The 23,452-nt window shown below is 72.5% G+C and carries 17 protein-coding genes; 4 read left to right on the top strand and 13 right to left on the bottom strand.

Going from position 1 to position 23,452, the window contains the following annotated elements; translation table 11 throughout:
- Nucleotides 1-2: 2 nt before the first annotated feature.
- Complete coding sequence (locus tag BMZ92_RS30845; protein WP_091514822.1) at nucleotides 3-713, bottom strand: type 1 glutamine amidotransferase; 711 nt, start codon at nucleotides 711-713, stop codon at nucleotides 3-5.
- A complete protein-coding gene (locus tag BMZ92_RS30840; RefSeq protein WP_342743527.1) occupies nucleotides 710-1,990 on the bottom strand; it encodes a Mur ligase family protein in 1,281 nt (426 codons plus the stop codon). The genes BMZ92_RS30845 and BMZ92_RS30840 overlap by 4 nt, the downstream gene beginning before the upstream one ends.
- Nucleotides 1,991-2,195: 205 nt before the next feature.
- On the opposite strand from BMZ92_RS30840, the gene BMZ92_RS30835 reads away from it, so the two are divergent.
- Genes BMZ92_RS30835 through BMZ92_RS30825 form a run of 3 tightly spaced genes read left to right on the top strand, consistent with a single transcriptional unit; the run spans nucleotide 2,196 to nucleotide 7,669 of the window.
- Nucleotides 2,196-3,413 carry an alpha/beta hydrolase gene (locus tag BMZ92_RS30835; RefSeq protein WP_091514819.1) on the top strand — a complete coding sequence of 406 codons (1,218 nt, stop codon included), beginning with the start codon at nucleotides 2,196-2,198 and terminating at the stop codon, nucleotides 3,411-3,413.
- 36 nt (nucleotides 3,414-3,449) lie between these two features.
- Complete coding sequence (gene lysX / locus BMZ92_RS30830) at nucleotides 3,450-6,716, top strand: bifunctional lysylphosphatidylglycerol synthetase/lysine--tRNA ligase LysX (RefSeq protein WP_091514817.1); 3,267 nt, start codon at nucleotides 3,450-3,452, stop codon at nucleotides 6,714-6,716.
- The gene (locus BMZ92_RS30825; RefSeq protein WP_091514815.1) at nucleotides 6,713-7,669 is read left to right on the top strand and encodes an alpha/beta hydrolase; all 957 of its coding nucleotides are present in this window, start codon (nucleotides 6,713-6,715) and stop codon (nucleotides 7,667-7,669) included. The genes lysX and BMZ92_RS30825 overlap by 4 nt, the downstream gene beginning before the upstream one ends.
- A 4-nt stretch (nucleotides 7,670-7,673) precedes the next feature.
- On the opposite strand, the gene BMZ92_RS30820 is transcribed toward BMZ92_RS30825, so the two are convergent.
- Genes BMZ92_RS30820 through iolC form a run of 9 tightly spaced genes read right to left on the bottom strand, consistent with a single transcriptional unit; the run spans nucleotide 7,674 to nucleotide 17,903 of the window.
- A complete protein-coding gene (locus BMZ92_RS30820; RefSeq protein ID WP_091514813.1) occupies nucleotides 7,674-9,092 on the bottom strand; it encodes a sugar porter family MFS transporter in 1,419 nt (472 codons plus the stop codon).
- A gap of 15 nt (nucleotides 9,093-9,107) precedes the next feature.
- A complete protein-coding gene (locus tag BMZ92_RS30815) occupies nucleotides 9,108-9,968 on the bottom strand; it encodes a sugar phosphate isomerase/epimerase family protein (RefSeq protein ID WP_091514811.1) in 861 nt (286 codons plus the stop codon).
- 1 nt (nucleotide 9,969) lies between these two features.
- Entirely contained in the window at nucleotides 9,970-10,977 is a 1,008-nt protein-coding gene (locus BMZ92_RS30810) for a Gfo/Idh/MocA family oxidoreductase (protein ID WP_091514809.1), read from the bottom strand.
- Nucleotides 10,974-11,903, bottom strand: coding sequence for a TIM barrel protein (locus tag BMZ92_RS30805; RefSeq protein WP_091514807.1), 930 nt, complete (start codon nucleotides 11,901-11,903; stop codon nucleotides 10,974-10,976). Before BMZ92_RS30805 ends, BMZ92_RS30810 begins: the two co-directional genes overlap by 4 nt.
- A gap of 8 nt (nucleotides 11,904-11,911) precedes the next feature.
- A complete protein-coding gene (locus BMZ92_RS30800) occupies nucleotides 11,912-13,396 on the bottom strand; it encodes a CoA-acylating methylmalonate-semialdehyde dehydrogenase (protein ID WP_091514804.1) in 1,485 nt (494 codons plus the stop codon).
- 8 nt (nucleotides 13,397-13,404) lie between these two features.
- A complete protein-coding gene (iolD, locus tag BMZ92_RS30795) occupies nucleotides 13,405-15,261 on the bottom strand; it encodes a 3D-(3,5/4)-trihydroxycyclohexane-1,2-dione acylhydrolase (decyclizing) (protein WP_091514801.1) in 1,857 nt (618 codons plus the stop codon).
- Complete coding sequence (gene iolB, locus BMZ92_RS30790; protein WP_091514799.1) at nucleotides 15,258-16,085, bottom strand: 5-deoxy-glucuronate isomerase; 828 nt, start codon at nucleotides 16,083-16,085, stop codon at nucleotides 15,258-15,260. The genes iolD and iolB overlap by 4 nt, the downstream gene beginning before the upstream one ends.
- Nucleotides 16,082-16,951, bottom strand: coding sequence for a Cgl0159 family (beta/alpha)8-fold protein (locus BMZ92_RS30785; protein WP_091514796.1), 870 nt, complete (start codon nucleotides 16,949-16,951; stop codon nucleotides 16,082-16,084). The genes iolB and BMZ92_RS30785 overlap by 4 nt, the downstream gene beginning before the upstream one ends.
- A complete protein-coding gene (iolC, locus tag BMZ92_RS30780) occupies nucleotides 16,944-17,903 on the bottom strand; it encodes a 5-dehydro-2-deoxygluconokinase (RefSeq protein WP_281245241.1) in 960 nt (319 codons plus the stop codon). The genes BMZ92_RS30785 and iolC overlap by 8 nt, the downstream gene beginning before the upstream one ends.
- Nucleotides 17,904-18,014: 111 nt before the next feature.
- Between iolC and BMZ92_RS30775 the strand changes: the two genes are divergently transcribed.
- Complete coding sequence (locus tag BMZ92_RS30775) at nucleotides 18,015-19,049, top strand: LacI family DNA-binding transcriptional regulator (RefSeq protein ID WP_245783352.1); 1,035 nt, start codon at nucleotides 18,015-18,017, stop codon at nucleotides 19,047-19,049.
- 201 nt (nucleotides 19,050-19,250) lie between these two features.
- Here BMZ92_RS30775 and BMZ92_RS30770 read toward each other — a convergent pair whose 3' ends face one another.
- Together BMZ92_RS30770 and BMZ92_RS30765 are read right to left on the bottom strand one after the other, a co-directional pair.
- Nucleotides 19,251-19,640, bottom strand: a complete 390-nt coding sequence (locus BMZ92_RS30770) for a hypothetical protein (protein WP_091514794.1) — start codon at nucleotides 19,638-19,640, stop codon at nucleotides 19,251-19,253.
- 6 nt (nucleotides 19,641-19,646) lie between these two features.
- Nucleotides 19,647-23,452 (bottom strand): DUF6531 domain-containing protein (locus BMZ92_RS30765; protein ID WP_091514792.1); only part of this gene is annotated, 3,806 nt, incomplete at its 5' end.

Genomic DNA, 23,452 nt, shown 5'->3' with positions numbered 1-23,452 from the left:
GCTCAGCGCCACCGGGCCGCCCTCGCCGCGCGCAGCCGTTCCCGCCGCAGCTCCCCCACCTCCGGCACCGGGAGTTCGCCGGGCGGCGTGCCGAGCACCCAGCTCAGCAGCAGGTCGGCCAGCGCGGGATTGCGCGCCAGCACCGGGCCGTGCAGGTAGGTCGCGAGCACGTGACCGGTGACGGCGCCGTCGGTGCCGTCACCGTTGCCGGTGCCCGCCGCGACCCTGCCGAGCGGCCTGCTGCCGGGACCGAGCGTGGTGACGCCGAGGTGGTTTTCGAACCCCGTGAGCGGTTCGCGGTCCCACTCGACGACCACCTCCCCCACCGCGCGCCGCTCGCCGGGGCTCGTGCTCACGTCGAGCAGGCCGAGGCCCGCGTGGCGGGTACCGCCGGAGACCACGAACGACGAGCCGAGCACCTGCAGTCCCGCGCAGACCCCGAAGACCACGGCACCGCGCGCCGCCGCGCGCTGGAGCCCCGGGTGGGCGCGCAGGTGCGCCGCGGCCAGTGCCTGCGCCTCGTCCTCGCCGCCGCCGAGCAGGTACACGTCGAGCCCCGACGGGACGGGAGCGCCGAGGTGCACGTCCACCACCTCGGCGTCGATGCCCCGCCACCGCAGCCGCTGCCGCAGCACGGCCGCGTTGCCGGAGTCGCCGTAGGTGCCCAGCACGTCCGGCAGCACCAGCCCGATCCGCACCGCCGTACCGGTCACCCGTGTCTCCCCGCCAGCCGCCGGGAAACATCGCGGAACGCGGTGTAGTTCGCGACCAGCTCCACCGGGCCGGGCCCGGCGGCGGAAATCGCGTCGAGCGGGTCGGGCCGCACCGTGTGCGGCACCTCCGCGTAGGTCAGCCGCACGGCGAGGTCCAGCGCGCGTTCCCCGCTCACCACCACCGTGCGCCCGGCGAGCTGCCCGAACGGCACGTCCCACAGCCACGACAGGTCACGCCCGTCCGCCTCGCGGCCGTTGACGGCGAGCACGATCGGCGCGCCCGGTTCGAGCATCGGCAGGGTTTCCCGCCAGCCGGCCGGGTTCTTCGCCAGCAGCAGCCGCACGGTCCGGCCGTGCACCTCGACCCGGCGGTAGCGGCCGCCGACCTCGGTGATGGTGCTCAGCCGCTCGGCCGCGAGCCGCGGCGGGACGCCGAGGGTGGCCGCGGTGGCGAGCGCGAGTGCCGCGTTGGCGGCGTTGGCGCGGCCCGGCAGCCCCAGCCCGAGCGGCACGCGGACCCCGTCCCCGAGCACGGCTGTCTCGTCCTCCAGCACCCACGCCGGTTCCGGGCGGGTGAGCCCGCACCGGCACGACCAGTCCGCGCCCTCGTGCCGCAGCGGCTCACCGCAGCGGGCGCACGCCGTGGCGTCGGCGTGCCACGTCTGGCCCGCGGCCACCCACACCGCGGAGCTCGCCGCCAGCCCCACCGACACGACCAGCGGGTCGTCGCAGTTGGCGACGACCGTCGTGCCGGGCAGCTCCGCCACCGCCTTCCGGAGGGCGCGTTCGACGGCCCGCACCTCGCCGACCCGGTCGAGCTGGTCGCGGGTGAGGTTGAGCAGCACCAGGCACACCGGCCGCACCGCCGCCGCGACCGCGGGCACGTGGAACTCGTCCACCTCCAGCACCGCGAGCGGCACGCGGGGGCGCGCGGCCAGCGCGGCGGTGACGCCGTCCGGCAGGTTCGCGCCATCGCCGTTGACCGCGACCTCGCCCAGCACCCCGAGCACCCGGCTCAGCATCGCGGTCGTGGTCGTCTTGCCGTTGGTGCCGGTCACCAGCACCACGGTCCGGGCCCGCCCCAGCCGTGCCAGCGCCCGCGGGTCCAGCCGGAGCGCGAACCTGCCGCCCGCCACCCCGCCCGCACCCGTGCCGAGCCGCCGGGAGCCGGCGGCGACCAGCCGGGCGAGTGCGGCGGCGGCGCTCGTCCGCCACGGCAGCCGCCGGGGCGGTGCGGCGTGCGGTGCCCCCAGCTCGGGCGGTGCACTCAGGCTCACCAGGACGCTCCTCTTCGTTCGGTCGGCAGGCGGGCGTCACCCTGCGCTCCGATCGCTGTGAGGACACTGAGAAAGCGCCGCGAGGGCCACGCGCACAGCGCCCCCGCGCGTAGCGTAGAACGCCTTTCCTGAGCGGACGCTGAACGACGTTTGCCCTGCTAGGCGGTAGATCGAGCCCGGGAGGGCACTGGCTAGCGTAAGCCCCATGCACGCATCCGCGATCCGGATCGACACCCTGCCGGTGGTCCTCGGTGCCGCTGTCGTCGCGCTCGTCGCGGTGGCCGCGGTCCCCTGGGCGTGGGACCGCTGGCGGCACCGCACGCCGGGCCGGGTGGGCACGACCGTGCTCGCCGTGATGGCGGTGGTGGCGGCCTGCGGGCTCGCGGTGAACTCGGCAGGCAGCTTCTTCCCGACGCTGGGTTCCCTGCTGGGCACGTCGCCGAACCCGGGCGAGGGCACGGTGGCCGACGCCGGGCCGGACGGGCGCGACCTCGACCGGACCCTGCCCACGGTCCGGGAGCGCGCCGGCGCCGGGAAGGGCTCGATGCTGCACCTGACGGTGACCGGCCACCGCACCGGCATGACGCGCGACGTCGACGTGTACCTGCCCGCCGCGTACAGCGCGCCGGAGTGGGCGGGTTTCCGGTTCCCGGTGATCGAGTGGATCCCGCACTTCCCCGGCGAGCCGCGGCAGGTCGCGACCCTCTACGGGCTGCCGGACCTGCTCGACCAGCAGATCGCCGCACACCGGCTGCCGCCCGCCGTCGTGATCGTGCCCGACCCCAACGGCGAACCGCGGCTGAGCCACGACTCGGAGTGCGTGGACGCCGTGTCCGGTCCGGCGGACGACACGTTCCTGTCCGCCGACGTGCGCGGCTGGGCGCAGCACGCGCTCCGGCTGCGCGCGGACCGCGAGGGGTGGGCCGTGGCGGGCTGGTCCTCCGGCGGGTACTGCGCGCTCGACCTGGCCGCGCGGCACCCGCAGTGGTTCTCCGTGGCGGTGAGCATGAGCGGCTACGACGTCACCCCGCACGACGTCGAGACCGGGGACCTGTTCCACGGCCGCGACGACATCCGGCACGCCAACGACGTCTCCGCCGTGCTTCGCGAGCACCCGTCGCCCCTGCGGCTGCTGGCGACGGCGGACGGCGCGGCGGGCGACGAGCGGGCCGCGCTGGACCGGCTGCACGCCGCGGCCGCCTCGCCCGTGCAGCTGACGACGTGGGTGCTGCCGCCCAGCGGGCACAACCTGAACAGCGTGCGCACCGAACTCCCCGCCGTGCTGACCTGGCTGGGCGGCCAGCTCGGCAGCCCGGTGCCCGCCGACGCGCCTCCCGCCGACGGGGTGCCGCCGTGGCCGCTGCCCGATCCGGGGACTCCCGGGTGCCTGCGCGGAACCGACACCTCGGTCCAGCCGTCCTGAGCGCGTCGGGCGACGAACGATCCCTGGAGGTTCGGAGTGGGCAAGCAAGTGCCCCGTTGGCGGCGGAAGGCCGCGGGGGTGGTGGCCACGGTCGTGCAGCTGAGCGCGCTGGCGTCCGTCGCGCTGCTCGTCTGGGGCGGCCACCGCGCGTTCTACCGGTGGACGGTGGGCGTGTTCGACCTGCTGAACCTGCCCACCGATGCCAACGTCCTGATCGCGCTGGTGCTGGCGGTGCTCGGCGCGGCGTTGCGGCGGCGCAAGCGCGCGGCGCTCGACGTGCTGCTGCTGTTCCAGGCCGGTGGCCTGCTGACGACGCTGGCGCTGCAGGCGACCCTGCTCTGGGCGCCGCACGCGCTGAAACTGCCGCGCACCACCCACCACCTGCCCGCCACGCTGTGGGTGCTGACCGGCGCCGAACTCGTCTCGGTCGGCCTGATCGTCCTGCTGTGCGTGCTGCGGCCGGCGTTCCCGGCGCGGCTGGCCCCCGGCGCGTTCAAGGACACGCTGCTGGTGGCCGGCTGCGGGATCACGGTGGTCGTCTTCGGCGGGTGGGCGTTGCTCACGGTCTTCCCCGGCACGCTGTCCGGGCTCGGCGACAGCTTCCTCTGGGCGGCCAACCACGCCACCGGTGAGCTGGTGTCGCTGCGCCGCCTGGGGGTGCGGGAAGGACCGGCCTGGATCGACTGGCTGCTGGACGTGGGCAGCACGGCCGTCGTGGTCACGGCGTGCGCGGTGTTCTTCCGCAGCGTCCGCGGCCAGCGGCAGCTCACCGCCGACTCGGAACTGCGGGTCCGGGAGCTGCTGGCGCACCACGGCGAGGACGACTCGCTGGGCTACTTCGCCACCCGCCGGGACAAGAGCGTGATCTTCGCCCCGAACGGGCAGGCGGCCGTCACCTACCGCGTGCTGGCGGGCACCAGCATCGCCAGCGCCGACCCGATCGGCGACCGGGACGCGTGGGGGCAGGCGATCGAGGCGTGGCTCGCCGAGGCCCACACCTACGGCTGGGTGCCGGGTGTGCTGGGCGCCAGCGAGCAGGGCGCCCGCGCCTACGCCGCCGCCGGGCTCAAGGCGCTGGAGCTGGGGGACGAGGCGGTGCTGGACATCCACGAGTTCACGCTGGCCGGCCCGCAGCGGCGGTCAGTGCGGCAGGCGGTGAGCCGGATCGAGCGCGCCGGGTACACCGCGCGGGTGCGCCGCCACAGCGAGATCCCGCCGGAGGACATGGTGGTGCTGCTCGACCGCGCGCAGCGCTGGCGCAACGCCGACACCGAGCGCGGGTTCTCGATGGCGCTGTCCCGGCTCGGCGACCCCAGCGACCGGCGGTGCGTGATGGTCGAGGCCTACGACGCGCACGGCGAGCTGCGCGGCATGCTGTCGTTCGTGCCGTGGGGCAGGCGCGGGCTGTCGCTGGACCTGATGCGGCGGGACCGCACCGCCGACAACGGGCTGATCGAGTTCATGGTCACGCGCCTGGTCGAGGAGGCGGGACGGCTCGGCACCACCCGGGTTTCGCTGAACTTCGCGATGTTCCGCGCCGTGTTCGCCGCCGGGGAACGCATCGGCGCGGGACCGGTGCTGCGGGCCTGGCGCGGGGTGCTCGGGGTGGCGTCCCGGTTCGTCCAGCTGGAGTCGCTGTACCGGTCGAACGCGAAGTACGGCCCCGTCTGGCAACCGCGGTTCCTGTGCTACACCTCGGCCCGCGGCATCGCCCGCGTCGCACTGGTCGCCGGTGCGCTGGAGGGTTTCCTGCCCGCAGGCTGGCGCGCGACCCGGCGCACGATCACCGGCGGCGATGTCAGCCCCGGGTTCCTCGACAGGGTCGCGGAGATCGACGCGACGGCCCCAGATCCGCACCCGGTGGTCCGGCGCCCCGAGCAGACCCGGGTGCGGCTGGCCAAACTGGACCGGCTACGCGAGGCCGGGGTGGACCCCTACCCCGCCGGGTTCGCCCGCGACACCATGCTCGCGGACGTGGCCGCCGAGTTCGCCGGGCTGCCGCCGGACACCAGGACCGGCCGCCACGTCTCGGTCGCGGGCCGCGTCGTGGCGCTGCGCGACCTCGGCGGGGTGCGGTTCGCCCGGCTGCGCGACTTCACCGGCGAACTGCAGCTGATCCTCGGCGCGGACCCGCTGTGGCAAGCGGGCGTGGACATCGGCGACCACGTCGGCGTGCGCGGCGAGGTGGTCACGTCGCGCCGCGGTGAGCTGTCCGTGCGGGTGGCCGACTGGACCGTGACCGCGAAGTGCCTCCACCCGCTGCCCGACAAACGCCACGGCATCACCGATCCCGACACCCGGCTCCGCCGCCGCTACCTCGATCCCGACCTGCCCTCGATCCTCCGGCTGCGCAACACCGTCCTGCGGAGCCTGCGGGACCACCTGTACGCGGCGGACTTCCTCGAGGTCGAAACCCCGATGCTGCACGGCGTGCACGGGGGCGCCAACGCCCGCCCGTTCGTCACCCACAGCAACGCCTACGACACCCGCCTCTACCTGCGCATCGCGCCGGAGCTGTACCTCAAGCGCCTCTGCGTCGCGGGCACCGAGCGGATCTTCGAGCTCAACCGCAACTTCCGCAACGAGGGCGTCGACGCGACCCACAACCCCGAGTTCACGATGCTCGAGGCGTACCAGGCGTATGCCGACTACCACACGATGCGGGTGCTGGCGCGTGAGCTGATCCAGCGGGCCGCCGTCGCCGCGTACGGCGCGCCGGTGGTCCGCCACGCCGACGGCGAGCACGACATCTCGGGTGACTGGCCGGTGGTCACGGTCCACGACGCCGTTTCCGCGGCGCTGGGCGAGCACATCACCCCCGATGTCGCGGAGGCCGACCTGCGCAGGCTGTGCGAGAAGGCCGGGGTGCCGGTCACCGAGGTGATGGGCACCGGAGATCTGGTCCAGACCACCTTCGAGCACCTCGTCGAGCCCGCGACCGTCGAACCGACCTTCTACACCGACTACCCGGCCGAGACGTCGCCGCTGACGCGCCCCCACCGCGACGACCCGCGACTGGCCGAGCGGTGGGACCTGATCGCCTTCGGCACCGAGATCGCCACCGCGTACACGGAACTGACCGACCCGGTCGAACAACGCCGCCGCCTGCACGCCCAGTCCCTGCGTGCCGCCAGCGGCGACCCGGAGGCCATGGAGATCGACGACGACTTCCTCAGCGCGCTCGAACACGGCATGCCGCCCACCGGCGGGCTCGGCCTCGGGGTGGACCGGCTGCTGATCCTGCTCACCGGGGGCAGCATCCGGCAGACCGTGTTGTTCCCGTTCGTGCGGCCACGGGGGTGAGCGCGCTGAGCGGCTGGTGGCCGGTGCTGGCCGCCGGGCTGCTGGCCGTCACGGCCTGGCTCGTCCGGCGCCGGGGTACGCGGCTCGTCCTCGCCTCGGTGGCGGTGGTGCTGCTGGCCGCGTCCGGGTTCGTGGCGGTGAGCGGGAACCGGCCCGCCGGTGAGGCGCAGCGGCCCCACGCGGGTGTCTTCACGACGGTCGCGATCCCGTCGCCGGGCTTCGCGGCACGTCCGGCGGTGGTGTACCTGCCACCGGTGTGGTTCACGGTGCCGCGGCCCAGCCTTCCGGTCCTGCTGCTCCTGCACGGCACCCCGGGCGCGCCGGAGGACTGGCTCACCAGCGGCGACGCGGCCGCCACGCTCGAGACGTGGGCGGCGGCGCACGGCGGCCGGGCACCGGTCGTCGTGATGCCCGACATCAACGGAAACCGTGACGGCGACAGCGAATGCGTCGGACCGGCCGAGGACTACCTCACGACCACTGTTCCGTCCTTTGTGCACAGTCGCTATGGGACACAACCGCCGGGTGCGCACTGGGCCGTGGCCGGGCTGTCCGAGGGTGGCTCGTGCGCGCTGCAGCTGACGCTCGGGCATCCCGGCGTGTTCGCCACGTTCGGCGACTACAGCGGGCTGGCGGGGCCCCGCACCGGTGACCGCAACGCCCCCGGTGACACCGTGCCGAAGCTCTTCGCCGGTTCCACCGCGGCGTTCGACCGGCACGAGCCCCGGTGGCTGCTGACACACCGGCGCTACCCGGGCACGGCCGGCTGGTTCGAGGTCGGCGACCAGGACGCCGACCCGCTCGCCGCCGCCCGGCAGCTGGAACCCCTGGCCCGCTCGGCGGGTGTCGCGACGCGGCTGACCGTGGTGCCCGGTGGCCGTCACGACTTTCCCTTGTGGCGGCAGGCTTTCGCCGATTCCCTGCCGTGGCTGGAAGAGCGGCTGTCCTCCTGATCGCCTACCGTGCCGAATACCGCGCCCGGAGTTCCTCCTCCAGCGTCTCCAGCGAACGGCCCCGCGTCTCCGGCACGTGCTTCGCCACGAAGGCGACCGCCCCGAGGCCCAGTACGACGAACAGGAAGAACGTGCCGGAGATGCCCATCCCGTCGACCAGCACCGGGAACAGCAGGCCGATCGCGAAGTTCGTCAGCCACAGCACCAGCGCGCACAGGCCGAACCCGAACCCGCGCAGCCGCAGCGGGAAGATCTCCGACAGCATCAGCCACGTCACCGGCGAGATCGCGCCCTGCTGGAACGCCAGGAACGTCACTGTCAGCGCCAGCACCACGAACGCGCGGCCGGTGCCCGCCGGCAGCACCAGCGAGAAGATCCCGATCAGCAGCAGCGCGCACAGGGTCCCTGCCTGCCCCGCCAGCAGCACCGGGCGGCGGTTCCGCCTGCCCAGCAACCAGATCCCGGCGAACGTGGCCAGCACCGAGATCACGCCGTTGGCGATGTTGGCGGTGAGCGCGCCGTTCGCGGAGAACCCGGCGCCGGTGAGGATCTGCGTGCCGTAGTACATGATCGAGTTGACGCCGGTGATCTGCTGGACGACCGCGATGCCGACCCCGACTCCGACGAGCCGCCGGAGCCACGGGGTCGCCAGGTCCGCCCAGCCGCCGGACCGGCTCCGCTCGTCCGCCGCGGCCAGCTGCTCCACCTCGGCCAGCTCCGCCTCCGCCCGGTGCGCGGCGCGGACCTGCCGTAGCACGGCGAGCGCCTCGCCGGAGCGGCCCCGCGCCGCCAGCCAGCGCGGGCTTTCCGGCAGCACCAGCATCCCGAACCACAGCACGACCGCGGGCAGGGTGGCCAGCACCAGCATCCACCGCCACACCCCGCCGCTCTCCCCGAACGCGTTGCCGATGACGGCGTTGAACGTGAACGCGAGCAGCTGCCCGGTCACGATCATCAGCTCGTTCTGGGTGACCAGCCTGCCGCGCCGCTCGGCGGGCGAGACCTCGGCGAGGTACGTCGGCACGGTCACCGACGCGCCGCCGACCGCGAGCCCGAGCACGAACCGGGACCCGACCATCACGGCTGTGGCCGGGGCGAGCGTGCAGCCGAGCGTGCCGGCCAGGAACACCACGGCGAGCAGCAGGATCGTGCGCCGGCGGCCCCGCCGGTCGGACAGCCGCCCGCCCGCCACGGCGCCCAGCGCCGCGCCCAGCAGCAGCGAACTGGTGACCAGCCCCTCGGTGAACGGCGTCAGCCCGAGGTCGGACCGCATGTACGGCAGGGCACCGTTGATCACCCCGGTGTCGTAGCCGAACAGCAGGCCGCCGAACGTGGCGATGACCGTGATGAGCTTGAGCCGGGCGCGGTGCGGTTCCCTGGCGGCACGCGGCGCGGCGACGGCGTCGTCTTTGACGTCGGACAATCCAAACCCTCCGGTTCAGGCGGCCAGTTCCTTGGCCACGCGTTCGAGCATGAGCGTCGAGGACTCCACGGCCCGTTCCTCCCAGGCGAAGACACACACCGTCGCGACGCCGTCGAACCGCAGCTCACGCAGGGTGCCGAAGAACTCCGCCCAGTCCACCTCGCCCTCGCCGATGTCGAGGTGCTGGTGGACGCGCGCCGGGGTGCCGGGCGGGTTGAGGATGTACCGCAGGCCCGAGGACCCCTTGTGGTTGAAGGTGTCCGCGATGTGCACGTGCCGCAGCTTCGGTCCGGCGTACCGCAGCATCCCGGCGATGTCGCCCGCGCCGTCGGAGAGGTGGAAGGTGTGCGGGGCGCAGTAGAGGTAGTTCACCCACGGCTTGTTGACCGCCCGCACCAGGTCCACGGCCGGGCCGTTCAGCTCGCAGAAGTCGTCGGGGTGCGCTTCGAGGTCGAGCGCGATGCCCTCGCGCTCGAACACCGGCAGCAGCTCCTCCATCGAGCGCCAGAACGCGGCCTCGCTCTCCGCCGCCTTTTCGGGGCGCCCGTTGAACTCCGAGTTCATCAGCGGGCATCCCAGCTCGGCGGTCACCTCGATCATCCGCTTCCAGTAGCGGACCGCGGCCTGCCGCTCCGCCTCGTCCGGGCTGGACCACTTGTAGAGCGGCAGCACGCTCGCGAGCTGCACCCCGGTCTCCCGAAGCACGCGCTTGAGTTCCGCCACCTTGTCGTCGTCGGCACGCGGGTGCAGGAAGAACGGCATGAAGTCCTCGCGCGGCGACAGTTCGAGGTACTCGTAACCGATGTCCGCGACTGTGCGGACCATCTCGGCCATCGGCAGTCCGCGCAGCATGTAGGGGTCGAGTGCGATCTTCACGTCAGCTCCGGTAGAAGTCGGGCCGGTCCTTGAGCCGCACCGACACGACGCGGCCGGTGTGCAGCGCTTCGGTGGCGGCGTCGGTGATCACGGCGGCGGCGTAGCCGTCCCAGGCGCTGGGTCCGGTGGGCCCGCCGTCGTGCAGCGAGGCGATCCACTCGGCGAACTCCAGGTCGAAGGCCGCACCAAAGCGCTGCTTCCAGTCCTGGAGGACGCCGGTGCGCTGCCCGGTGGCGGTCTTGACGATCGCGTCGGCCGGGTCGGGCAGCCGCACGGTGCCCGACTCGCACACCGTCTCGCACTGGATGTCGTAGCCGTACTGGCAGTTGACGAACACTTCGAGGTCGGCGCGAACCCCGCTCTCGGTCTCGAAGAGCATGAACTGCGGGTCGGCCAGGTGCGCGAAGCGGTGGCGGGTGCGGCGCGGGGTGAGCACCTGCGCCGACACGATCTCCTCCCCGAGCAGCCAGCGGATGGCGTCGATCTCGTGCACGGCCGTGTCCTGCACCGCCATCTCCGAGCGGTAGGACTCGGGCACGCTCGCGTTGCGGTGCGCGCAGTGCATGAGCAGCGGGTGGCCGAGCTGCCCGCCGTCGAGTGCCCGTTTCACCGCCCGGTACCCGGGGTCGTAGCGGCGCATGAACCCGACCTGCACCAGCCCGCGGCCGGCGGCCTGCTCGGCTTCGAGGATCCGCAGGCAGTCCTCCGCCGTGGTGGCCAGCGGTTTCTCGCAGAACACCGGCTTTCCCGCCGCGGTCGCGGCCAGCACGTACTCCGCGTGCGTCGGACCCCAGCTGGTGACCACGACCGCGTCCACCGCGGGGTCGGCGATCACGTCCTGGCCCGTGGGCAGGGCACGGGCACCGACGCGAGCCGCGACCTCCGCCGCGCGGGCGGCGTCCACGTCGGTCACCGCGACCACGTCGGCACCGGTGACCACGTCGGTCAGGCGCCGGATGTGGTCCTGCCCGATCATCCCGGTCCCGATCACTCCGATGTGGACTGTCATGCGCGTCCACCCCCCAGCCCGTGCGAGTTCAGGTACTCCCGCGTGCGCACGGCGATGGGCAGCGGGACCTCCGGCGCACACGGGTAGAGGTCCTGCTCGACGATCACGAAGATCTCGGCGTCCAGTTCGGACAGTGCGGACACCACGTCGGCCGGGTTGGGCACACCCGCGGGTGGCTCGACGCACACGCCGCGTTTGACGGCCTCCCCGAACGACAGCCCCTCCGCGCGGACCTGGTCCAGCACCACGGGGTCCATCTGCTTGATGTGCACGTAACCGATGCGCTCGCCGTAGCGCCGGATCAGGTCCACGGCATCGCCGCCGCCGTAGGCCACGTGCCCGGTGTCCAGGCACAGGTTCGCGTACCGGCCGTCGCTTTCGTTCAGGTAGCGCTCGATCTCGGGCTGGGTCTGGATGTGGCTGTCGGCGTGCGGGTGCAGCACGAGCCGCACGTCGTAGGTCTCCAGCAGGATCCGGCCCAGCTCGTCGGCGCGCCTGCCGAAGGAGGCCCACTGCCCGGCGGTCAGCTCGGGAGATTCGGTGTACTCGCCGGTCTTCTCGTCGCGGTACATGGGCGGGATGTAGACGAGGTGGTGCGCCCCGGCGGCCGCGGTCAGCTCCGCGACCTTGCGGGTGTTCGCGAGCATGTCGTCCCACTGGTCGGGGCGGTGCAGGGCGCCGAAGGTGGTACCGCCGGACACCCGCAGGCCCCGCTCCCCCAGCTCGTCGGCGAGCTGCCGCGGATCGGTGGGCAGGTAGCCGAACGGGCCCAGCTCCAGCCAGGAGTACCCGGCCTGCACGAGTTCGTCGAGGAAGCGGGTGTAGGGGAGCTGGTGCTCGTCCTGGGGGAACCAGATCCCCCAGGAGTCGGGAGCGGTGCCGAGGCACAGGTTGCCGATGACGGTGCGCGTCGTCGCGGTGGTCATGAGTGCTCCTAGCTGGAGGTGGGGAAGTTGAAGCCGGCTTCCGTGTGCGGCCAGCGGGTGGTCACGACCTTGGCGCGCGTGTAGAACCGGACGCCTTCGGGGCCGTGGATGGGGCTGTCGCCGATGAGCGAGTCCTTCCAGCCGCCGAAGGAGTAGTACGACATCGGCACGGGGATGGGCACGTTGACCCCGATCATGCCGACCTTGACCTCGCGCTGGAACCTCCGCGCGGCCTCGCCGCTGCCGGTGAAGATGGCGGTGCCGTTGCCGTAGGGGTTGGCGTTGATCAGCGCGATGGCCTCGTCCACGGTGTCCACCCGCACGATGCCGAGTACGGGGCCGAAGATCTCCTCGCGGTAGGCGTCCATCTCCGTGGTCAGGTTGTCCAAAAGGGACGGTCCGACGAAGAAGCCGTCCTCGTGGCCCTCGACCGTGAGACTCCGCCCGTCGACCACGACCGTGGCACCCTGTGCGGCCGCGGAGTCGACGGCGGCGAGCACGCGTTCGCGGGCGGCCTGGGTGACGACGGGACCCATGTCGCTGGCCGGGTCCGCTCCCGGGCCGACCTTGACCTCACGCGCCTTGCGTTCGAGGACCTCGACCAGCCCGTCCGCCGCGTCACCGACGGCGACTCCGATGGAGATCGCCATGCAGCGTTGCCCGGCGGAGCCGAACGCCGCCGCGGTGAGGTGGTTGGCGGCGAACTCCAGGTCCGCGTCGGGGAGGACGACGGCGTGGTTCTTCGCGCCGCCGAGGGCCTGGACGCGCTTGCCCGCGGCGGTGGCGCGTTCGTGCACGTACTTCGCGATCGGCGTGGACCCGACGAAGGACACCGCCGCGATACCCGGGTGGTCCAGGATCGCGTCGACCGCCACCTTGTCGCCGTGCACGACGTTGAACACCCCGTCCGGCAGCCCCGCCTCGGCGTAGAGGCGCGCGACGAAGTTCGACGCCGACGGGTCGCGCTCGCTGGGCTTGAGGACGAAGGTGTTCCCCGTGGCGATGGCGATCGGGTGCATCCACGACGGCACCATGACCGGGAAGTTGAACGGGGTGATCCCGGCGACCACGCCGAGCGGCTGGCGGAAGCTGTGCACGTCCACGTCGCGGGACACCTGGTCGGAGAAGCCGCCCTTGAGCGCGTCGGCGATGCCGCACGCGTACTCCACGACCTCGCGGCCCCGCACGATCTCGCCCCGCGCGTCGTCGACGACCTTGCCGTGCTCGCTGGAGACGAGCCGCGCCAGCTCGTCCTCGTGGCGCACCAGCAGCTCGCGGAAGGCGAACAACACACGGGTGCGCTGGGTGAGCGAGGAGTTGCTCCAGGACTCGAAGGCCTTGCCCGCCACAGCGACAGCGGTATCCACATCGGACGGTTCGGCGAGCAGGACCTCGGCTTGCCGCCTGCCCGTGGCCGGGTCGTGCACGGGGGCGGTACGGGTGGACCCGGCCGAGGTCAGGGCGCCGTCGATCCAGTGTTCGATGGTTGTCACGTCGTTCCTCACAGGTAGTGCCGTTGCCGCCGCTTGTGCGCGGCGTAGTTCTCGTGGGCCTTCCGGGTCGAGTCCAGTTCGGACACCTCACTGACCGGCACGTCCCACCACGCCGAGCCCGGTGGGTTCGGGCCGTGCAGGTCGGTCTCCACGTGCACGACGGTGGTCGTCGAGTTCGCTTTCGCCCGCGCGATCGCCTCGGTGAATTCGTCCACAGTGGAAGTGCGGAGCACGGTGGCGCCGAGACTCTCCGCGTTGGCCGCCAGGTCCACTGGGAGGACGTCCCCTTCCAGCAAACCGGAGTCCTGGCTGCGGTAGCGGTAGGAGGTGCCGAACCGCTGGGAGCCCAGCGATTCGGACAGCGAGCCGATGGAGGCGAAGCCGTGGTTCTGCACCACGACGACGATCACCTTGAGCCCCTCGGAGACCATGGTGACGAGCTCCTGGGCCATCATCAGGTACGAGCCGTCGCCCACCAGCACGACCACCTCGCGGTCCGGCGCGGCCAGCTTGGTGCCGACCCCGGCGGCGATCTCGTACCCCATACAGGAGTAGGCGTATTCGACGTTATACGCCTTGGGATCACGAGCCCGCCACAGCATCTGCAGGTCGCCGGGCATCGAGCCGGCCGCGTTGATCACGACGTCCCGGTCGCCCAGCGCCTTGTTGAGCGCACCCAGGATCTCGGTCTGCGCGGGCAGCGGCTGGTGCCCGGCCGTGAAGCACGCGTCGACGGTCCTTTGCCACTCGTCGGCGAGCGACCGCACACGGTCCCGGTAGGCCGCGTCCACCTGCCACCCGGCGAGACCCTCGTGCAACGCCGTGATCCCCCGCCTCGCATCCGCCAGCACCATCTCCGCCGAGTGCTTCGCGGCGTCGAGGCGGGCGACGTTGAGGTTCACGAACTTCACCGCCGGGTTGCCGAACACGGTGTGCGAGGCCGTGGTGAAGTCGGAGTACCGGGTGCCGATGCCCAGCACGACGTCCGCTTCCGCGGCCAGGGCGTTCGCCGCCGTGGTGCCGGTCGAGCCGAGGCCGCCGACCGAGCACGGGTGGTCCCACGGGACCGCGCCCTTCCCGGCGTGGGTGTCGGCGACGGGAATGCCGGTGGCTTCGGCGAAAGCACGCAGCTCGTGCTCGGCTTCGGAGTAGACCACTCCTCCGCCCGCGACGATCAGCGGCTTTTCCGCGCCCCGCAGGAGATCCACCGCCCGCCGCACGGCTTCCGGCGCCGGGACGGGGCGATCGACGTGCCAGACCCGGCGGCGGAAGAACTCCTCCGGCCAGTCGTACGCCTCCGCCTGCACGTCCTGCGGCAGGCACAGGGTCACCGCGCCGGTCTCCACCGGGTCGGTGAGCACCCGCATCGCCGCCAGTGCCGCGGGGATCAGCTGCTCGGGGCGCGTGATCCGGTCGAAGTACCTGGACACGGGGCGGAACGCGTCGTTGACCGTCACGTCCCCGCCGCGCGTGTCCTCCAGCTGCTGCAGCACCGGATCCGGCGCGCGGGTGGCGAACATGTCACTGGGCAGCAGCAACACCGGGAGCCGGTTCGTGGTCGCCAGCGCCGCGCCGGTGATCATGTTGGTCGAGCCGGGGCCGGTGGAGGCGGTGCAGGCGAAGGTCTGCAGGCGGTTGCGCATCTTGGCGAACGCGGCCGCCGCGTGCACCTGTCCCTGCTCGTTGCGGGCCAGGTAGTACGGCATCTCCTGGTGGTACTGCAGCAGTGCCTGCCCCAGCCCGGCCACGTTGCCGTGCCCGAAGATGCCCCAGGTGCCCGGGATCAGCCGCTGCTCGACCCCGTCCCGTTCGGAGTACTGGTTCGCCAGGAACTTCACCAGCGCCTGTGCCGTGGTCAGTCTCATCGGTCGCTCCCGAAAGGCAGGCGTGGATCGACTTCCCGCGATTCCCAGGTCTGGCGCACCCACGCGTGCGCGGGGTCGTCGGAGATCAGCCACGCCCGCTCGGGACCGGGACCCGCCATCACGTTGAGGTAGTACAGGTCGTACCCCGGCGCGGCCATCGACGGCCCGTGCCAGCCGTGCGGGATCAGCACGACGTCCCCGGAGCGCACCTCCGCCAGCACGTCCGAGGACCCGTACACCCGCTGGTAGCCCATGCCGCCGCCGGAGACCTCGAAGTAGTAGATCTCCTCCAGTACGCTCTCCCCTTCGCGGGCTTCGTCGTGCTTGTGGGGCGGGTAGGACGACCAGTTGCCGCCCGGCGTCAGCACCTCGCACACCAGCAGCCGGTCCGCCTCGAACGTGTGCGGCAGGCAGTAGTTGTTGACCTGGCGGGAACAGTTCCCGGCACCCCGCAGTTCGACCGGGGTGGCCTCGGCGGGCTGGTACCGCGCGGGTAAGCGCTTTCCGGTCTTCGCGGAGGGCAACGCGAACCGGCCCCTCCCGGTGATCGTCGCCTCGGCATCCCTCGGCAAGTAGACGAAATCGGTCACCGCGTCGAAGACTCCGGTACGGCCGCGCAGGGTGAAGCTCTCGCCTGCCACCGCGACGGTGCAGCCGCCGGACAGCGGCAGCACCAGCGTTTCACTGTCCCCTGTGGACACTGTCTGTACGCCGTCGAGGTCCAGCACCCGCAGGCCCGAGTAACCCCAGCCCGCGGATTCCGGCGTGACGACGACGTCGAACGGCTTCTCGGCGGTCGATCCCGCCTCGCGGTACAGGTTCACAGCAGCCCCACCGCCGTGTCGACCGCCTTGGCGACGTCGCCGTCGTGCGGGTAGAGCAGCGAACGTCCGACGACCAGGCCCTGCACGGTCGGCAGGGCCAGCGCGCGTTGCCACGACGCGAACGCCGCGTCCGGGTCCCTCACCTCGCCGCCGAGCAGCACCGCGGGCAGCGTCGAGGACGCGAGCACCCACTCCATGTCGTCCACGACGGGGAGCTTCAGCCACGTGTAGGCGGAGGTGCGGCCCAGCCCGGAGGCGATCGTGATCGACTTGATCACGGCTTCCGGGGACAGGTCGTTGTGCAGCCGCCCGTCCCGCCACTCCGACAGGAACGGCTCCACCATCGCGATGAGCCCGCGTTCGGCGAGCTCGTTCACGGCCTTGGCGGTGTTCTCCAGCACCCCCGGGGTGGCCGGGTCGGTCAGGCAGATCCGGGTGAGCGTCTTGCCGCCGTCGAACCGCATCCGCTCCAGGGATTCCGCGTCGTAGCAGGCGAAGCGGTCGTCGATCTCGAACACCGAGCCCGCCAGGCCCGTGCGGTTCATCGAGCCGAGCACGGTCTTGCCGTCCAGCGCGCCCAGCAGCAGCAGGTCCTCCAGGACGTCCGCCGTCGCCAGCACCCCGGTCACGCCGGGGCGGTCCAGCGCCAGGCACAGCCGCTCCAGCAGCTCGCCCCGGTCGGCCATCGCGAGCGGATCGCCGCCGACGGCGTTCGCGCCGCGGGCCGGGTGGTCCGCGGCGATGATCATCGTGCGGCCCCGGTCGTTGAACGGGGACTTCGCCCGCACCCGGTTCGCGGCGGCCTCCGCGATCGCCTCCGGTTCACGCACGCGGCGTTCGACGATCCGCCGCACTGTTTCAGACACCCGTTCCTCCCAGCTTCCGCAGTACCTGTTCCTCGGTCGGCATCGCGTCGGAGCACGCCAGCTCCCCGGCCACGTGTGCGCCGGCGGCGTTGGCGAACCGCATGATCCGCGCCGTGTCCCAGCCCGACAGCAGGCCGTGGCACAACGCCCCGCCGAACGCGTCGCCCGCGCCGAGGCCGTTCACCACGTCCACCGGCACCGGCGGCACCTCGACCTCGCCGGCATCGTCCACCGCCAGCACGCCCGCCGGCCCCTGCTTGACCACGGCGAGGCTGATCCCCTTGTCCCGCAAGGCTTTCGCGGCCTCGCGGGGGTCACGGGTGCCCACCGCCGTCTCGCACTCGTCGAGGTTGCCGACCGCGACCGTGACGTGCCCGAGCGCCTTGCCCACCCATTCCCTGGCGTGCTCGCGCGACGGCCAGAACATCGGCCGGTAGTCCAGGTCCAGCACGGTGGTACCGCGGCGGCCCCGCGCTTCCAGCGCGGCCAGCGTCGCTTCGCGGCTGGGCTCCTGCGACAGGCCGGTCACGGTGACCCAGAAGATCTTGGCGGTCCTGATCGCGTCGAAGTCCAGGTCGTCCACCGCGATGTCCAGGTCCGGCGCCTTGGGGAAGCGGTAGAAGTACAGCGGGAAGTCGTCCGGCGGGAAGATCTCGCAGAACGTCACCGGCGTGGGCAGGTGCTCGCTCGTCCCGACGAACCGGGTGTCCACGCCGTAGCCGGTCAGCGCGCGGCGGAGGAACACCCCGAACGGGTCGGCGCCGGTCTTGGTGACCACCGCCGAGCGCAGCCCGTAGCGCGCCCCCGCGACCGCGACGTTCGTGGCCGTGCCGCCGAGGTACTTGCCGAACGAGGTGACCTCCGCCAGCCCGACGCCGGTCTGCAGCGGGTAGACGTCCACCCCGATCCGGCCCATCGTCAGGAGGTCGTACCCCGCGTCGTGGCTGGTCACCTGCACACCTCCTTGTGCCGCGATCTCGCTTAGCGCGCTCTATTAGCGCGCTCTAGTAGCCGGTACTATGGGCCCGGCGACAGGAGCGTGTCAAGACCTGGCGAGGGGAAGATGGACGAAGGAACCCGGGGCGACGGCGGCAAGCGCGGCCGTCCGACCATGGCGGACGTGGCCGCGCGCGTCGGGGTGTCCCGCGCGCTCGTGTCGCTGGTCTTCCGCAACGAACGCGGGCCGAGCGAGGAGACGCGGGAGCGGGTGTTCGCGGCGGCGCGGGAGCTGGGCTACCGGCCGGACAGCGCCGCGCAGCTGCTGGCGCGGTCCCGCAGCAAGGTGCTCGGCGTGATGATGACGGTGCGCAACCCCTTCCACGCCGACCTGGTGGAGGGCATCTACCCGGCGGCCGAGGAGCTGGGGTACGACATCCTGCTCTCGGCGGCGGTGCCGACGCGGGACGAGCGGGCGGCGGTGGAGGCGTTGCTGAGCCACCGGTGCGAGGGCGTGATCCTGCTGGGCCCCAACCTCGACGGGGCCTACGTCGCCGAGCTGGGCCGCCGGGTGCCCACGGTGGTCGTCGGCCGCGGGGACGCGGACGGCGAGGTCGACACCGTGCACACCGCGGAGGCCCGCGGCGCCAGGGAGGTCGTGGACTACCTGGTCGAGCTGGGGCACACGGAGATCGTGCACATCGACGGCGGCAGCGGGCCGGGTTCGGCGGAGCGGCGCAGGGCCTACCGCACGGCGATGCGGCGGCACGGGCTGGAGGCGTCGGCGCGGGTGCTGCCCGGGGACCAGACCGAGGAGTCGGGCGCGCAGGCGGCGGAGAGCCTGCTCGCGGACCGGGCGGCGATGCCGACCGCGGTGTTCGCCGGCAACGACCGGTGTGCCGTGGGGTTCCTGGATGCGATGAAGCGGGCCGGGGTCGCCGTGCCGGGCGAGATCTCGGTCGCGGGCTTCGACGACAGCCGGCTGGCGCAGCTGTCGCACATCGACCTGACGACGGTGGCGCAGGCGCCCGACCGGCAGGCGGACCTCGCGGTGCGGGCGGTCGTCGCGCGGCTGGAGGACCCGGCCCGCGCCCCGGCCGACCACGTGGTCCAGCCGAAGCTCATCGTGCGCGGCAGCACGGGACGCCCGCCGGGGCGGTGATCACCGGGGGCGGTCGCCCTCGCGGGCGGTGGTTCGCGGTGGTCGGCGGGGGATCGGCGCCGTGCCCTCGGGCCTCGCGTGGCAGGTCAGCGCCGGTGCGGCAGCGCCTCGAGGTGGCCGCCCACGGATCGCCGCCGGTTCCCCGGCGCGGCCGTGCCCAGCGGCGTCAGCAGCTGCCCGGCAGGCATGGACCAGGAAGCGCTACTCCACCACCCAGGGGGCGGGCAGGTCCTCGGTCAGCCCGTCGAAAAGCTGCTGCACCGCGCCCGGGATGCGGTCACGCCGGACGACGTCCGTCAGGTTGAACTCGCTGCTCTGGCCGCCGACGACGAGGGTCACCTTGCCCTCCCCCGCGTCCGGCGTGGTGAGCTGCGGGAACGACCCGTCGCGCCCCTCGCCGGAAACGAGGAAGTACTCCGGCCCCCCGGCGATCGTCAGGTACTCAAAGGGCTCGTCGCGGCGGACGGACACCTCCGTGTGGATCTTGCTGTCGAGCTGGTCGACCGCCTCGAGGACCTGCTCGAGCGTGGGCTCCCCGATCTCGACGAACGAGACGTGGACGCCGTCCCACGTGTCGACTGACAGCTGCATCGTGTGTTACCCCTCGGACCATGGCACCGGGATGGACGGGCGTTTCGTGGCGTCGATTGTATAGCGGCCCGATGGCGTGTGGACCTCGAGCCGCTCCAGGCCCAGCCCGCGCATGAGCGAGCCGACGCCACCGTTGGGACCACACGCGCGGCAGAAGTCCCTGTCCACGTAGAGCGTGCCGGTTTTCCCGCTGACACCAGCGTTTTTCGCCTCCTGGAACGCCTGCGCCTCGGCGTGGGTCTTGGTCTGCGCGTTGGCCCTGATGTCGATGTCCATGCCGTGTCCGTTGCGCCCGTAGAACGACTGGCCGTCAACGTCGAGCCGGGCCGCGGTGTGGGCGTCCTCGGCGGACCCGGCGACCGGCATGCCCTGGCGCTGCCGGTACGCCGCGAGGTCGTCCGCCACATCGCACGGGATCAGGCCGGTCGGGTCGGCCGCGGTGGCCGGATTGGCGACGTACGCGTGGTTGTTGGGCGCCGCCTCCAGCCCCAGCGGGTCCGGGGACGCGTAGGACCCGGTGTCGGGGTCGTAGTAACGGAGGTAGTTGTAGTTGAGCCCGGTTTCCGGGTCGTGGTACTGCCCGGGGAACCGCAGCGGGCAGTCGGCGGCCTGACGCGGGGTGAACGTCGGCGCACCCCACAACGTGGTGCGGGCGTGCCAGCGGATCGCGCCACCGGGGTCGATCAGCTCCGTCGGGGTGCCGACCAGATCGGTCACGATCGCGTAGAACCGGCGGTCCACCTCGTCCCGCGTCAGTTCGGCCTGCGCCAGCGGCCGCGTGCTGCCCGGCTCGTAGTCCCAGCTCGTCGTCCCGCTAGAGGTGGTCTGCTCGGCCAGCACCGTGCGGTCCCACGTGAAGTCGGTTCGCTCGATCAGCTCGGTTCCGCCGGGGCCGTAGTGGAGTTTCGCGATGCGGCGGCCGAGCGCGTCGTAGGAGTACCGCCACACGTGCCCGTCGGGTGTGGTGACGGCGGTGAGCCGGTCTTCGGCGTCCCACGTATATGTCCAGGTTCGGCGCTGCCCCGACAGGCCGTGCCGCGTGCGGCGCACCACGCGGCCCTGCGCGTCGTGCTGGTAGCCGGTGCGCCCGGCGGACCGCACGAGCGTGCCCGCCGTGACGCGCTCGCCCTGCCGCTCGTCGTCGCCGCTGCCCGGCGTGCTCCACCGTGCTCCGGCGAGGTTTCCCGCCGGGTCGTAGGCATACGTCTCCCGCCAGCCACGGCCGGAGACGGCGGTGACGCGGCCAGCCGCGTCCAGGTCGTAGGTCTGGGTGCCGCGCAACAGGTCGTCGACGGCGGTCAACGCTCCATCGGCGCGGTAGCGGTAGGCGCGCTGCTGCAGCACACGGTCCGGACCGGACGGGTTGCCCGCGCTGACGACCTGCGCGGTGAGCCGGTGCTGCGCGTCCCAGCTCTGCGCGACCGTGACCGCGCCGTCGAGCCGGCGGGTGCGCTCGCGGCCCACCGGGTCGTACGCGAACTCCAGCAGGTGCTCGCCGATGGCCAGCGCGGACAGGAAACCCCGCGAGTCGTAGCGGTAGGTGCTGACCGTGCCCGCCGGCGTGGTGCGGCTCGTGCGGTGCCCGAGCGCGTCGTAGGTGTTGCGCAAGGTGCGGCCGTTGCAGTGCTCCGCCAGCACGTTGCCCAGGACGTCGCGGTCGAACCGGACCTCCGCGTCCGGGTTGGTCGCCTCGATCAGCTCACCGTCGGCGCGGTAGGTGAAGCGGCTGACCCGGTCCCCCGCCCGCTGCTCGACGACGCGGCCGAGCGCGTCGCGCGTGTAGTGCACGCTCTGGCCCGCCCCGTTGACGCGCTCGACGAGCTGCCCCGCCGCGTCGTGCCGGTACGTGACGGTGCGGCCGTCGAAATCGGTCTCCCCCACCAGGTTCCCGGCGGCGTCGTAGCGGTAGGACCAGCTGGCGCCGGCGGCGTTGGTCACCTCGACCAGCCGCAGCTCGCTGTCGTAGCGGAAGCCGATCCTGGCCCCGTCCGGCGTCGTGCGCGCCGCGACCTGGTCGAAGCCGGACACCTCGTACGTCGTCCGCGCTCCGGTCGGGCCGATGTGCTCGACAAGGTTGCCTTCGCCGTCGTAGCGCCAGCGTTCCACCGCCCCGTCCGGCGTGGTCCGCGACGCGGGCAGGCCCTCGATCGTCCAGGTGTAGCGCGTGACGCCGCCCAGCTGGTCGGTCACGCTGGTGACCCGGTTGAAGACGTCGCGCGTGTAGTGGACGGTGCCGCCCTCCGGATCGGTCACCGCCACCGGGAGCCCGGCGTTGTTGGTCACGACGTGGTGGGCGTTCCCCAGCCCGTCGACGATCCTGGTGAGGTGCCCGCGCTCGTCGTAGGACAGCAGGGTGCGGGTGCCCGCGGCGTCGGTGACCGAGGTGCGGTTGCCGCGCTCGTCGTAGGTGTAGGTGGTGGTGGCGCCGTCGGGTCCGGTGATGCTCACCGGCAGGTTCAGTTCATTGTGGACGGACGTCAGGACCGTGCCGTCCGGACGCCGGATCCGCGTCAGGTTGCCGTTTTCGTCGTACGTGTACCGGGTTTCGCGGCCGAGTTCGTCCGTGTAGGACAGCAACCTGTCCTCGGCGTCCCATTCCTGGGAGATCTCCGCGCCCAGCGGGTTCACGCGCCGCACGAGCTTGTGCGCCTCGTTGAACTGGTGCGTGGTGACTTCGCCGAGCGAGTTGGTTTCGACGGTGGTCCGCCGGAGGGGGTCGTACGCGATCGTGCCCCACACGGCGCTGCCCTCGGTGCGGACGCACCGGCCGTTTTCGTCGTAGTGGTACCGGTAGAACCGCCCGTTGCGGTCGACCCACTCGACTATCCGGCCCTCGGCGTCATAGCCGAAGCGCAACGCCAGGCCGGAGGAGTTGATCACCGTCACGAGCCGCCGAGCGTCGTCGTAGTCGAAGCGCGCCAACGGGATCTCGCCCAGCCACAGGCCCGCGACCAGCCCTCGCCGCGTCTCGACGTCGACCACGTAACCGCCCGAGTGCCGGACCCGCCGCACGAGACCGGTGTCGTCGTAGTCGAGGTCGATCCGGTGCCCGGTGCGGTCGGTGATCGCGGCCAGCTTCGCGGTGCCCGCGACGGGCGGGCCGAAGTGCAGGGTGCGCCCGGTCTGCGGCTGGACGAGGGTGGAGCCGGTCGCCGAGTGGTGCAAGGGCCAGCGCGCCCCCACGACGGGCAGCACGCCGTCGCCCCTCGGGTAGACGAGGATGACCCCGTCCGGCCCCGCGTAGCACACGCCGTCGTCGTCGAACTCCAGCCGCTGGTCCAAAGTGGACGCCCAGGTGGGGCCGAAGAGGCGGCCGGACCGGTAGGAGGAGATGTGGGTGCGCTGCAGCAGCAGCGGCAGGATCCCCGGCAGGTCGACGTCGGTCTGCGTCAGGTACATCTCGCCGGTCGCGAGGTCGATCGGCTCGCGACCGCCACACCGGCCGGTGACCTCCTGGGCGCGGTCCCGTGGCTCCGCGGCGTCCGAACGCAGGGAGCCCTCGCGGCCGGCGGTGGTCGTGCCGTCGCCGGCGTGAGTGCCGCCCGGCACGTCGGCGTCCGGGGTGTGCGGGGTGTGTGGCGCGTCCGGGGCGTGCAACTCCGGCGTGTCGATCGACTTCGCCCCCGAGGGCAGCGTCGCCCCATCCGCACGCCGGGCGAACTTACGCCCCAGCTTCGACAACTTCTCGATGATCTCACCGAGCTTGTCCACGATCCGGCGGATCTTCGGCGTCACGTTCCCGATCGTCTTGACCAGCTTCCGGATCAGATCCGACACCTTGCTGATCGCGTTCGTGATCGCCGTCGTCGCCT

It is taken from the genome of Amycolatopsis sacchari, assembly GCF_900114035.1.
In the GTDB taxonomy this organism is placed as follows: Bacteria; Actinomycetota; Actinomycetes; order Mycobacteriales; family Pseudonocardiaceae; genus Amycolatopsis_E; species Amycolatopsis_E sacchari.
Note: the sequence above shows the minus strand (reverse complement) of the source record. Positions and strands in the feature narration are given on the sequence as shown.

Excerpts from the sequence above, each read along its gene's own strand:
- BMZ92_RS30805 (WP_091514807.1), bottom strand. The coding sequence starts at position 11,903 with ATGACCACCGCGACGACGCGCACCGTCATCGGCAACCTGTGCCTCGGC.
- BMZ92_RS30835 (WP_091514819.1), top strand. The coding sequence starts at position 2,196 with ATGCACGCATCCGCGATCCGGATCGACACCCTGCCGGTGGTCCTCGGT.
- BMZ92_RS30810 (WP_091514809.1), bottom strand. The coding sequence starts at position 10,977 with ATGACAGTCCACATCGGAGTGATCGGGACCGGGATGATCGGGCAGGAC.
- BMZ92_RS30775 (WP_245783352.1), top strand. The coding sequence starts at position 18,015 with ATGGACGAAGGAACCCGGGGCGACGGCGGCAAGCGCGGCCGTCCGACC.
- iolD (WP_091514801.1), bottom strand. The coding sequence starts at position 15,261 with ATGAGACTGACCACGGCACAGGCGCTGGTGAAGTTCCTGGCGAACCAG.
- BMZ92_RS30770 (WP_091514794.1), bottom strand. The coding sequence starts at position 19,640 with ATGCAGCTGTCAGTCGACACGTGGGACGGCGTCCACGTCTCGTTCGTC.